Annotated in this window: 10 protein-coding genes and 1 pseudogene; 8 read left to right on the top strand and 3 right to left on the bottom strand. The window is 62.9% G+C overall.

Going from position 1 to position 12,321, the window contains the following annotated elements; genetic code table 11:
- Positions 1 to 156 precede the first annotated feature (156 nt).
- Positions 157 to 1,326 (bottom strand): MFS transporter, encoded by a 1,170-nt coding sequence (locus tag B9A15_RS22095; RefSeq protein ID WP_084413115.1) that lies wholly within the window; start codon positions 1,324 to 1,326, stop codon positions 157 to 159.
- Positions 1,323 to 1,847 carry a TetR/AcrR family transcriptional regulator gene (locus B9A15_RS22090; RefSeq protein WP_084413114.1) on the bottom strand — a complete coding sequence of 175 codons (525 nt, stop codon included), beginning with the start codon at positions 1,845 to 1,847 and terminating at the stop codon, positions 1,323 to 1,325. The genes B9A15_RS22095 and B9A15_RS22090 overlap by 4 nt, the downstream gene beginning before the upstream one ends.
- Positions 1,848 to 2,017: 170 nt before the next feature.
- Between B9A15_RS22090 and B9A15_RS22085 the strand changes: the two genes are divergently transcribed.
- Positions 2,018 to 2,869 carry an SDR family NAD(P)-dependent oxidoreductase gene (locus tag B9A15_RS22085; RefSeq protein WP_170923408.1) on the top strand — a complete coding sequence of 284 codons (852 nt, stop codon included), beginning with the start codon at positions 2,018 to 2,020 and terminating at the stop codon, positions 2,867 to 2,869.
- Positions 2,870 to 3,038: 169 nt separating this feature from the next.
- Positions 3,039 to 3,605: a TetR/AcrR family transcriptional regulator gene (locus tag B9A15_RS22080; RefSeq protein ID WP_170923407.1), complete on the top strand. Its 567-nt coding sequence runs from the start codon at positions 3,039 to 3,041 to the stop codon at positions 3,603 to 3,605.
- Between the two features lie 140 nt (positions 3,606 to 3,745).
- On the opposite strand, the pseudogene B9A15_RS22075 reads toward B9A15_RS22080, so the two are convergent.
- Positions 3,746 to 4,378: pseudogene (locus B9A15_RS22075) on the bottom strand (tyrosine-type recombinase/integrase).
- Between the two features lie 545 nt (positions 4,379 to 4,923).
- Between B9A15_RS22075 and B9A15_RS22070 the strand changes: the two are divergent.
- The 6 genes from B9A15_RS22070 (at position 4,924) to B9A15_RS22045 (ending at position 11,941) form a co-directional block, all read left to right on the top strand.
- The gene (locus B9A15_RS22070; protein WP_244557084.1) at positions 4,924 to 6,918 is read left to right on the top strand and encodes a TonB-dependent siderophore receptor; all 1,995 of its coding nucleotides are present in this window, start codon (positions 4,924 to 4,926) and stop codon (positions 6,916 to 6,918) included.
- Between the two features lie 89 nt (positions 6,919 to 7,007).
- Entirely contained in the window at positions 7,008 to 7,967 is a 960-nt protein-coding gene (locus tag B9A15_RS22065; protein WP_244557086.1) for an iron-siderophore ABC transporter substrate-binding protein, read from the top strand.
- Between the two features lie 62 nt (positions 7,968 to 8,029).
- Positions 8,030 to 9,007, top strand: coding sequence for a FecCD family ABC transporter permease (locus tag B9A15_RS22060; protein ID WP_244557085.1), 978 nt, complete (start codon positions 8,030 to 8,032; stop codon positions 9,005 to 9,007).
- A 2-nt stretch (positions 9,008 to 9,009) separates the two neighbouring features.
- Positions 9,010 to 10,044, top strand: a complete 1,035-nt coding sequence (locus B9A15_RS22055) for a FecCD family ABC transporter permease (RefSeq protein WP_084413109.1) — start codon at positions 9,010 to 9,012, stop codon at positions 10,042 to 10,044.
- Positions 10,041 to 10,880, top strand: coding sequence for an ABC transporter ATP-binding protein (locus B9A15_RS22050; RefSeq protein WP_084413108.1), 840 nt, complete (start codon positions 10,041 to 10,043; stop codon positions 10,878 to 10,880). The genes B9A15_RS22055 and B9A15_RS22050 overlap by 4 nt, the downstream gene beginning before the upstream one ends.
- Positions 10,877 to 11,941, top strand: a complete 1,065-nt coding sequence (locus B9A15_RS22045) for a DUF2218 domain-containing protein (protein ID WP_084413107.1) — start codon at positions 10,877 to 10,879, stop codon at positions 11,939 to 11,941. The genes B9A15_RS22050 and B9A15_RS22045 overlap by 4 nt, the downstream gene beginning before the upstream one ends.
- Positions 11,942 to 12,321 lie beyond the last annotated feature (380 nt).

The following is a 12,321-nucleotide window of genomic DNA, read 5'->3' as shown; positions in this document are numbered from 1 at the left end:
ACGCAGCCGTCAAAGCCCCATCTCCCGGCGCTCGGCCATCCGGTCGGCCTCAAAACATCGAACGATAACCCTGTCGACGTTTTGACACGGCCTGGACCCACTGCGGTCATTCGAACAGAGCGCAGCGAATGTCCGCTTCGAGCCCTTCCACGACATTCAGTCGAAGCGCTTCCCTGTGCCTTTCGAAGGCTGCGCAACCGCGCTCTCGGTCGCGCTTCTTGCCCGAAAGGCCCCGGCGAAGAGCGCGACGACGGCGAAACACGTCACAGCAGGCCCTGCATCCGTACCTGCCATCATGAACCCAAAGAGAGGTGCGCCAGCGGTCTGGCCGACTGCGATGGTCAGGAACCCGATCATGAGCCCAGTCGCGGGACGGTCCGGCAGGGCGTGTGTTCCCCAGACAAGGTAGACCCCCGTCAGCATCACATACGCCGCCCCGAAGAGTGCGCCCCCGATCAAGGCGAGGGCTGGCGCCGCAATACCCGATCCGACTGCGATTATGCTCGCCGACATCAGACCCAGAAAAGTCCAGTGAACCGGGTCAAGACCGAACCGGCCAACGAGCGTGCCGGCCCAGGCTCCGGCAATGCCTCCAGCGCCGATGCAGGTCCACAGGATGCCGGTTCCGGTCGGCCCCCATCCCAGTTGCTGCGAAACGAGCTGGCCTCCAAAGGACCACAGGGCGGTGCTCGCAGCTCCCATCAAGAACGACGCGGAGATCAGGCGTACTACCGGGCCATTCATCGGAGGCAAGCCGCCGGCGTTCTGTTCGCCCCGAGAGGCCGGAAGGGAGACCGCCGCCGCGAGCGCGAGCACTACCGCCACGGTGGCGAAGGCGCCGAAGGCCAGCCGCCACTGCCCGGCGATCGCCAACGCGATCGGTCCCGAAAGGGCGACGCCTGCGCTCGTCCCGGCATTGATTACCGTATTCGTGTGATCCTGACGGCTCTTGCGCACCGCGGCTGCAACGGCCGCGGCCATGGGCGGGGAGGCAAGACCCGTGCTCGATCCCGCCACCACCACGGCGATGGCGAGGATCAGCGGCGACGGCGCAAGTGCGATCCCGGCCATGCCGGCGGCGGCGGCGATTGCCGCCCCCACAGCTACAGCTCGTGCGCCGATCCGTTCCGTCAGCACCGCCGAGGCGACGATGGCGATGCAGTAGCCGGCGAACGAGCCGCCAGAGATGATACCGCTGAGCGACGGGCCGAGGCCCAGATCACTGTCGATCTGCGGCAGGAATAGACCGAAGGCGAAGCGGGCGAAGCCGTAGCAGACCGCGATCAGGCCGAAGCCTATGGCGCCGATGCGAAGAGCGGGACTCATGCGCGCGCCCTCTCCATCAGGATGGCGGCAGCCGCCCTTGCGGCGGAGACGGATTCCGCACCACGGTAGACCGCTGCCTGGGTCGCTCCTTCAAGGAGAATGAGCACCTGCTCGGCCAAGACCGGGTCTTGGCGTCCGAGGTCCACCGCGACAACCTCCTCGATTCGTAGATGGAATGCCGCCTTGTGCATCGCCACCGCCTCGGCGATCTCGGGTGTGTCGCCGCCTGTTTCGGCGCGTGATCGCAGAAACAGGCATCCCCGCATGCCTTCGACCCGCACCCAGTCCTCAAGCGTCGCGAACAGCGCATCGACGCTCTGTACCTCGAGTCGAGCCATGAAGCGCCGGTCCCGCTCCGTCAGCACCCGCGCCATGAGCTGCGCCTTGCTGCCGGCATGCTTATACAGCGTCCGGCTCGACATCCCCGCAGCAGCGGTCAGGCGGTCCATTCCGGTGGCCATGTAGCCATGCCGATCGAAGAGCCGCTCGGCGGCGGCGGTTAGCTTAGTGGTCTTGTCCATCGAGAGCCTCCTTCGGTACCCATTGGACATCAATGTAAAACGAACGTTTTACATTACAAGTTGGCAGGGCCAAAAGTCGGCTCTGTGTTCAAATCGGGAAAAACTTGAGATTGTGTTGACATCGTCAACATGATGCGGTTTTGTTGACGATGTCAACATGGAGATCGCATATGGGTACAGTTTTGATCACCGGCGGCCACGCCGGCATCGGGTTCACTGCTTCGCAGGAGATCGCCTCGCGCCTCAGGCTCGACCTGGTTCTGGCTGGGCGCAGCCCGGAGCGCATGGAGAGGGCGGCGGGGCAGTTGAACGCAGGAGGAGCAGCCAAGGTCGTGCTGCTGCCCCTCGACGTTTCATCGCTAGGCTCGGTCAGGTCGGCGTCAGCGCAGCTTACCGCCATGCTTGATCGCGGCGAGATTGCCCCGCTTCAGGCCATCGTCTGCAACGCCGGCGGCCAGTTCCGGGGGCCGATCTCGTATAGTGCTGATGGCTACGAGGATACCTTCGCAACCAACCATCTGGGCCATTTTCTCCTGGTGAACCTATTGCTCGATCGGCTTGTGCCGAACGGTCGCGTCGTGTTCACCGCCAGCGGTACCCACGACCCCGACACCGCCGATGGCCGGATGGTCGGCAAGGTGGCTGAACCGAACGCCTTGGCGCTCGCCAACGATGGCAGGAACGGCGCTAAGCCCCTGTCCGGGGGCGTGCGCTACTCGACCTCGAAGCTGTGCACGATGCTGTTCGCCTACGAGCTGGATCGCCGCCTGCGGGCTACCGGAAGCTCGGTCGCTTCGATTGCCTTCGATCCAGGTTCGATCCCGGAGACCGGACTGCTCCGTACCATGCCGAAGCCCGTCCAGTGGCTCGCCAAGACGCGCGGGATGAAGTTCATGATGCGGCGAATGGGCGTCACGCAGGGCAGCGTCGACTTCTCCGGGACCTCGCTCGGACAGTCACCACCGCCCCGGACTTTGCGAGCGCCTCGGGCCATTATCTTCAGTCCAACGATGGCCACCTGATCGAGCAGCGCTCTTCCGTTCTCTCGTATGACACGGCGAAGGCGGCGCAGCTCTGGACAGACTCCGAAGCGTTGGTGCATCTGCAACCAAACGAACGCCCAGCGACGTTGACCGAGGCAGCGCGGTCACGGGTCGTCTGACGGTTTGAGGGGTACCCATCAGGATGGCCATGGGGACAGGCGAAAGACTGACCGATGCCGCGGCGCTTTTGCTGGACGAGGGCGGCGAGGCTGCGGTCACCCTGCGGGCCGTGGCACTCGCGGTTGGTGTCTCGCATAACGCCCCGTATCGCCACTTCGCGGATCGCTCGGCGTTGCTGGCGGGCGTCGCCGAGCGCGACTTGCGTGTCTTCACACGATTATTCGAGTCCATCAGCGCGTCGGACCAACCAGCGATCGGAAAGCTTGCGGCTGCGTTGGCAGAGTTCGTCGCATACGGCGAGGCCCATCCGGCTCGTTACCGCCTCCTGTTCAGTGATCCCGATATCGCGTCGCGCGGGGGATCGTTGGAGGAGGCGGCAATGGAAACCTTTGCGGAGTTAGCCAAGCTCGTCGGGCAAGCTCAGGCGGAGGGAAACCTCCCGAGCATCCCGACGCTACAGCTAACGGGATTGATTTACGCCACGGTGCACGGGCTGCTCGATTTCCAAGCCGGAGGACGCATGAAATCGGAGAAGGGCTTCACCAGCGTGATGGATGGCGTGAAAACGATGCTGCGGCTCATTGCCAACGATTGATCCTCGCGGCGCCAGATGGATCTGCGCGGATGTCTGCTCGTAGGCTGTTCGTCCCAAAAACCGGACAGACTGGTTTCCACCCGACATGGTAACCGATCCGGCCGCTACGATTTCTCAGAAGCGGCCGTTCTATGGCGATCCTATACCTCGGTCCTTTCGGCAAGGGTCAGAGCATCTTCGACATCGACGCCAAGATAGCGAACGGTGCTCTCGATCTTCGTATGACCGAGAAGGATTTGAACCGCTCGCAGGTTGCCGGTCGCCTTTTAGATAATCGACGCCTTCGTCCTGCGGAGAGAATGCGTTCCGTAGTCCTCTCGCCGGAGACCGATCGCAGTCACCCACTCGTCGACCAGACGGGCGTACTGCCGGGCGCTTAGATGATCCGTCCGATCAATCCGGCTCGGGAAGGCGTAGTCGTCAATCGTCCCGCCTCTCAGTTCCAGCCAGACCAGAAGGCTCGATCTGGCTGGTTCGAGCAGTTCGAACTGGACCGGCCGTTTGGTCTTCTGCTGCACGACGATCGCTCGCGTTCGGACCCGTCCACCGGACGTCAGATCGCCGATCTTGACCTTCACGATGTCGCAGCCTCGAAGCTTGCTGGCGATTTCAAGATCGAACAACGCTCGGTCGCGAACACGTCCTTCGCGATCGAGCCAAAAGCGGATCGCCCAGACCTGTTGCGGCTTCAGGGCCCGTTTTGCGCCGACTGTCCGTCCAGCGTTCCATGCTCGACGAGTCCTGCCCGCCGGATCATACTCGGAATGTCCCATTGTCGTTCTCCATCGGCCGGGATGGCCGACAAAGAAGGATCGAGGGTTGTCAGCAGGGATCGAAGGGCCGGAAGCAGACTGGCATTTTTCAGACATTGGGCTTCGACAAGCTGCCTTAAACAGATCCATCCGCTCCCGTCCGAGCATGATCTCCTCCCTTAGGGCCGTTTTTCGCTCATTGTACCGTGTTTTTTTCAAATCGTGCGCTTCCGAAGCGATTACCTGTGTGTTCAATCTGCAACAGTATGTTGTGACACTGCGCAGGATGCGCATCGGGCCTCGACATTTTATGATGATAATTGTCATATTTTCATCGTTGGACGATTCCTGTCGTGGCTGAGAAAGCCCTAACGTTGTGAAGGGAGATCGTCGCAATTAAAAGTTATGCGTATCGGGCGGAAATAATGATGAATAGCAAGTTCAAGCGCGTGAACACAGACGCTTGTTGGCAGCGTTTGACCTCGATGCTTCTCGGCAGTTGCGCGTTCTTGTTTATTCAGACTGGCATTACGTCGGCGCGAGAGAACAGCCAAGGCGATGCCATCTTGCTTGATACAGTGACGGTAGAAGCCGATGGAGCTGGTAGTCTTCTTGGGGGCGGCTATTACAGCGGCATCGTCGTCGACCAGTCGACGGGCGCGAGCCGCATGCCGACGAGCCTTCTCGATACGCCGGCCTCCGTCTCGGTGATCACCGCGGAGGAGTTGACGCGGCGCAATGCGGACAGCGTGGAGGAGGCGGTCGACTATACGGCGGGCGTCACGACCGGCTTCTACGGATCGGACGATCGCTTCGACTTCATCCGCATTCGCGGTCTCGACGCCTATGCGTTTCGGGACGGCCTACCGCTCGGCTTGCCTTTCGGGGCGCCGCGCGAAGAGATCTATGCCTTCGATACGATCGAAGTGTTGAAGGGTGCGAACTCGTCGAGTTTTGGCCTGGCGGCTCCCGGTGGCCTGATCAACTATGTGACCAAGCGTCCCCGCAGCGACATCTTCGGCGAAGTCTATGTGACGGGCGGCTCCTATAGCCACAAGGAAGTCGGCTTCGACACGGGCGCCAATCTCACCCAAGATGATACGCTGTCCTTCCGCATCACCGGCAAGTTTCAGAACGCCGACAAGGAATACGACTATTCCAACGACGACGAGAAATTCATCCAGGGCGGCCTGACCTGGAGGCCGACGGACCACACGAATCTCACCGTCGTCTATGACCATCTCTATATCGACAGCGTTCCGGGCAGCGGTGGCCAGCCGATCGGCTTCGATTTTTCGCGCAGCCGCTTCTTCGGTGAGCCGGACTACAACAGCCGCGGCGTCACGCGCGATACGGTAAGCCTGTTCTTCGACCACGATTTCCAGAACGGTCTGTCGATCGCCTCCACCGCGCGCTATTCGAGCACCAACAGCGATTACGGTTATGCCTATATTTCCGCTTCGCCCCCGGACGGGTCCTCGATCGCCTCGAGGTCGTTCTTCGGCAACGATGCGAGTTCCGACGTCTTCGTGATGGATGCTCACGGCCTGTACGATACGGATATCGCAGGTGTGGGGAGCCGCACCCTGTTCGGCGTCGAATATCGCGACGCGGACGGGACGAATGACGCATTTTTCGGTTCGGCTCCGTCGATCGATGTTCGCAATCCGGTCTTCACGGGGGCGCCGTCCTCGGTTCCTCTCTATTCCAGCAGGCAGACCGACCAGCGCACCCGCGCTCTCTATGCCCAGGAGGAACTCACCTTCTTCGACACCGTCATCGTCACGGCGGGTCTGCGCAACGACTGGCTGGATCTTGCAGAGACTAACCAGTTCGACGGCGCCACCCTCTCGGACGATCTCAGCGAGACCACAGGCCGGCTCGGCCTGACCTATCGCCTGACGGAGGAGGTTTCGCTCTTCGGCAGCTATTCGGAATCGGTGGTGCCGGCATCGATCGGGGTCGAGCCGGAAACGGGCGAGCAATATGAAGTGGGCGTGAAGTATCAGCCGCACGACTTTCCAACCCTCGTCACGGCATCGGTCTACGACCTGACCCGGGACAACCTGACACGCACGGACCCCGTCAGCCTTCAGCGCGTGCCCATCGGCGAGATCGGCGTGCGCGGCTTCGACTTCGAGGCCAAGGCGCAATTGCCCTTCAGTTTCGATGTGATTGCAAGCTATTCCTATCTCGACGCCGAAATCGTCGAAAACGGGACTCTTGGAAACGCGGGCAATCGCCCGGCCTTCGTCCCCGAACATGTGGCCTCCGCTTTCTTGAACTACACGGTTCCGGGATCGGGCTTTCGCGGCGATCTGACGGTCGGTGTCGGGGCGCGTTACGAGGGTCAGTATTATTTCGACGATGCCAACACGCTCGAAGTCGGCGGCCATACGGAATTCGATGCCGTTCTGATCTACGAGCTTGCCGAAAACGCCACGCTGCAGGCGAATGCCAAGAACCTCTTCGACAAGAAATATGTGGCCTATGGCGGCTTCGGGGCCAATTTCTACAATGCCGGCCGCGAGATCGATGTGAGCCTGCGTTACACTTGGTAGGCCGCCCCACCCAGAGCGCTTGCGTCGCCGGTCCTGGCGCCTTCCTCACGAGTTTACCGATGATGAAATTGCTCCGAGTGTCGGCGCTTATGCTCCTCTTGCCGTTCGGGTTCGTAGGCAGTGTCTTGGCGCAACAGCCTGCCTATCCGATCGTCATCGACCATGCCCTCGGCAGGACGGTCATCGACAGGAAGCCGGAGCGGGTGGCGACGGTCGCCTGGGCCAATCACGAGGTTCCTTTGGCGCTCGGGATCGTGCCTGTGGGAATGGCCGCGGCCAATTTCGGCGATGACGACGGCGACGGCGTGCTGCCTTGGGTGGCCGAGGCGCTCGACGCTCTGGGCGGCGAGCCTCCTGTCCTCTTCGACGAGGGCGACGGCATCGATTTCGAAGCGGTCGCCGCGACCGATCCCGATGTGATCCTTGCGGCCTATTCGGGCATCAGCCAGTCTGACTATGAGATCCTCTCTCAGATCGCGCCCGTCGTCGCCTATCCCAAAGCGCCCTGGTCCACCGAGTGGCGGGAGATGATCCGGCTGAACAGCGTCGCGCTCGGCATGGGGAGCGAAGGCGACGCACTGATCGCTGGCATCGAAGCGGACATCGCGAAAGCTGTTGCCGCCCATCCTGATCTCGCTGGAAAGACGGCAATGTTCGTCACCCATGTCGATCCGCTCGATCTGAGCCGCATCAGCTTCTATACCGACAACGATACGCGGGTTCAGTTCTTCAAGGACCTCGGTCTCACTTCGCCTCGCGCCGTCGTCGAGACATCGAAGAGCGGCGTGTTCTCCGGCTCGGTCAGCGCCGAAAGGGTGGACATGTTCGAGGATGTGGACATCGTCGTCACCTATGGGGACGAGGGGACGATCGAACGCCTGTCAGCAAACGCGCTTCTGTCGACGCTGCCCGCCATCCGCAACAAGGCGATCGTCGCGCTCGGGCGCGACCCGCTCGGCACGGCGGCCAATCCGACGCCGCTCGGAATCCCTTGGGTGCTCGACGACTATCTGGCCCTCCTGTCGGACGCCGCCGGCAAAGCCGAATGAGGCCTGTGACGCCGCCTCACCAGGCTCTTGCGCCAACACCCTGGAGGTCGCGGAGCCTCAATCTGTCGGGGCTTGCCGGGGCCTTCGCGATTCTCGCCGTCTTATGCCTTCTCTCGGTTTCGATCGGCACCCGGACCACGTCCTTGAGCGAGATCGTCGCCGGGCTTTCGGGCTCCAACGAGACGATCGCCGAGGCCGCGGTCAGCTTGAGAGTTCCAAGAACCCTGCTCGCGGTTCTGGCGGGTGCGGCCCTCGGCGTGGCCGGCTGCGTGATGCAGGGCGTCACGCGCAATCCGCTCGCCGATCCGGGCATTCTCGGCGTCAACACCGGCGCGGCGCTCGCCGTGGTGATCGGCATCGCCTGGTTCGGCATGAGCGATCCGCAGGATTTTCTCTGGAGCGGGATCGTCGGCGCGGGGCTGACGGCGGTCTTCGTCTATACGATCGGCTCGCTCGGGCGGGATGGGGCGACTCCCCTCAAGCTGGCCTTAGCGGGCACGGCGACCGCGATCACCTTTTCGTCTTTGGTGGTCGCCATCATTCTGCCGCGCGCCGACATTGCGGGAGGCATCCAGTCCTGGCAGATCGGCGGCGTCGGGGGAGCGACGCTCTCGCGCACCTTGTCCATTCTTCCCGTTCTAGGTGCCGGCTTCGCGATCAGCCTGCTGTCCGCCCGCAAGCTGAATCTCCTAGCCCTTGGCGAGGACATGGCCACAGGTCTTGGGGAACGGGTCGCGGTCGCGCGGCTGACCGCTGCGGCCGGCGCCATTCTTCTCTGCGGGGCCGCGACGGCGGTCTGCGGACCGATCGCCTTTGTGGGGCTCGTGGTGCCCCATGTCTGCCGCCTTCTCGCCGGCGTCGATTATCGATGGCTCCTGCCGTTCTCGGCGCTTGGCGGCGCCGGCCTTCTGGTCGCGGCCGACATTCTGGGGCGCATCGTCGCCCGTCCCGCCGAGATCGATGTCGGTATCGTCACCGCCTTGATCGGTGCGCCCTTCTTCATCTGGATCGTGCGCGCCCGAAGGGTGCGCGCGCTTTGACGATGGTCACTCCGCCAGATCAGTTCGTCGCCGCGTCCCGTCAAAGGTGCGCGCGTCGCAGACGAGGCCTTGTCGCTTTGCTGCTTGCGCTCCTTCTGTCCGCCGCCGTCGTGACGCTGACGCTTGGACGAAGCTATGTGCCGATCACCGATGTCCTGCGCATTCTTCTCGGCGGCGAGGTGCCGGGCGCCACATTCACGGTCGAGGTGCTACGCCTGCCGCGAACCGTTCTGTCGATCCTGGCCGGGCTGAGCTTCGGCCTCGGCGGCGTGGCCTTCCAGATCATGCTCCGCAACCCGCTCGCCAGCCCAGACATCATCGGGATCAGTTCGGGCGCCAGCGCGGCCGCTGTCTTCGCGATCGTCGGTCTCTCCCTGACCGGACCTGTCGTCTCGATCCTGGCCGTCCTGGCGGGCTTGGCCGTCGCGATGCTGATCTACGGGCTCGCGGTTCGAAACGGCGAGGCGGGAACGCGGCTGATCCTCGTCGGCATCGGCGTCTCGGCCATGCTGCAGAGCCTCATCTCCTATGTCCTCTTAAACGCGCCGGCCTGGAACCGGCAGGAGGCGATCCGTTGGCTCTCGGGAAGCGTCAACGGCGCGCGGCTCGACGAGGCGCTGCCGCTGCTGACAACGTTTATCGTTTTCGGCCTGCTTCTCCTTTCGCGCAGCCGCGAATTGGAGACGCTTCGACTTGGAGACGACATGGCGGCCGCGCTCGGAACGCCCGTATCGCGAAGCCGGATCGTTATCATCATTAGCGCGGTCAGCATCATCGCCGTGGCGACGGCGGTGACCGGGCCGATCGCCTTCGTCGCTTTTCTCGCCGGGCCGATCGCGGCCCACATCGTCGGGGCGAACGGTTCCCTGCTCCTGCCCTCGTCCCTTGTCGGGGCGGTTCTCGTGCTCGTCGCCGATTTTGCCGGGCAGTTCCTTCTGCCGGCCCGCTATCCGGTCGGGGTCGTCACCGGGGTCCTCGGTGCCCCCTATCTCATCTATCTGATCATCCGCGTGAACCGCACAGGGAGGGCGTTATGATGGCTCAAGGCCTGACCGCCCGGGCGCTCGTCGCCGGCTATGGCGACGCGCTCGTCCTCGACGCGCTCGATCTCGATGTGCCGCAGGGCCGCATCACCGCGATCGTCGGCGCCAATGCCTGCGGCAAGTCCACGCTTCTGCGTGCCCTTTCGCGCCTGCTGAAGCCAAAGCACGGCCATGTCCTTCTGGATGGGAAGGACATCCATAAGATCGCGCCGCGAGCGCTTGCTCAGAAGCTCGGCCTTCTGCCGCAATCGCCGGTCGCGCCCGAGGGGATCACCGTGCTCGATCTCGTCGGCCGGGGCCGCAGTCCCCATCAAGGTGTCTTCACCCGTTGGACCCAGCGGGACGATGAGGCCGTGGCGGCCGCGCTCGAAGCGACGAAGACCGTCGATCTCGCGAACCGTGCGGTGGACGAGCTTTCCGGCGGGCAGCGCCAGCGGGTCTGGATCGCCATGGCGCTTGCGCAGGAGACCGATCTCCTTCTCCTCGACGAGCCGACGACCTTTCTCGACATCCGCCATCAGGTCGAGGTGCTCGATCTCCTGCACGATTTAAATGCGGCGAGGGGCACGACGATCGTCATGGTGCTGCACGACCTGAACCTTGCCGCGCGCTATTGCGATCACCTCATCGCCATGACGGCCGGACGGCTCCATGCGAGCGGGACCTCGGAGGCGGTGCTCACCGAGGAGACCGTGCGGCAGGTCTTCGGGATCGGCAGTCGGATCGTCAGCGATCCGGTTTCCGGGCGTCCCATGATGGTGCCGATCGGGCGGCATCGGGTGGACACAACGCCTGCACAGAACGAGGCCATGGAGGCTATGGGACAATGAGCGAAGCGGCCAATTTTCGGCTGATGGGCGAGGCGTTGGCCAAGGATGGCGCCCACATATTGGACGAGATGTGCGAGCATTTCATCGAACATGCGGCAGTCGAGCGCCGGGAGAACGCGGCCACCTTCGTCAGCGATCTCGGCAAGGCCCGGATGCGGCTCTCGGATCGCAAGATCCTCATCGAACTCGATTGTCCGAGCCAGTCGTCCCTCGATCTCAGCCGCAACACGATCGCCGAGCATCTGTTTTACTTCGCCGGCGAGGACCCGTTCGAGCTGACGTGGCGCGATCCGCCCGCCGCCGGCGTTCTGCCCCATCTGCACGAGGTCACCGTTCTGCGGGCGGAAGACATCACGCCGCGCATGCGCCGCGTCACTTTCGCCTGCCGCGATGTCGCGCTCTTTCTGAAGGGGGATTTGCATGTGCGGCTTCTGGTTCCCCCGCAAGGTCGCGACCCCGTCTGGCCGGGCTATCGCGCGGACGGCCGCATCGCCTGGCCCGACGGCGAGGACGCCCTTCTGGTGCGGATCTACACGATCCGGTCCGTCGACGCGGAAAAGGGCGAGCTTGCGGTTGATTTCTTCCAGCATCAAGAGACCGATGTGGAAACGCTTGGCGCTGACTTCGCCCGCAATGCGCGCATTGGTGACAAAGCTGCCATACTTGGCCCCGGCGGCGGCGGCATTCCGAAAGCCAGCTCAATCCTACTCTTCGGCGATGAAAGCGCCCTACCGGCCATCGCCCGCATCGCGGCCGAAGTCCCGGCCGAAACGCGTCTGAGGGCGTTGATCGAGGTCGAGGACGCCCGCGAAGAACAGCCGATCACGAGCGCCGGGACGCTGGACCTGCGCTGGCTGCACCGCAAGTCTTATGCGCCCCGCAGCGACAGTGTCCTCGCAGAGGCCGCGAGGCTCGCGATTGAGGTTATGGAAAAGGACGATTTCATCTGGTTCGCCTGCGAAAAGAAGGACGTACGGTCTGTCCGCGATGCCCTCAAACGCCGCGGGCACGACAAGAAGCGCCAGTATGTTGCGTGGTATTGGGAGCGTGATTCAAAATAGAGATATACAGGAGGTTCTTATATGTGAAAATTGCACGGAATTGGCTTCACTACTCAATCGACGCCAAGCAAAATCGACCCCAATATAGGTTCATCTTTCGCGTCGGCCGAAAGCTCATTCCTCCTCCCGCCCTGTCATGCCTCGCCTGCCACTAAAGTTTCATCTGGCGGCAATTAGAATACTATCGTCCGCTTTCGTTACGCGGCGTGAACGAGCGAAAAGAGCGAACCTTCGGTGTCCGCTTTCCGGAAGGACAAAAGCAACCTCAAACGACTGGAATGGGCGCTGGCTGTGTCAAAACGCTGCTCGTGCTATGGTCTTCCGGGTTGACCGGAGGTTGGCATGGGGCGCTTCGTTTGTGGTTCTGATCGCGATCAGGT

Origin of the sequence: Fulvimarina manganoxydans, from assembly GCF_900176465.1 — a bacterium.
In the GTDB taxonomy this organism is placed as follows: Bacteria; Pseudomonadota; Alphaproteobacteria; order Rhizobiales; family Rhizobiaceae; genus Fulvimarina; species Fulvimarina manganoxydans.
Note: the sequence above shows the minus strand (reverse complement) of the source record. Positions and strands in the feature narration are given on the sequence as shown.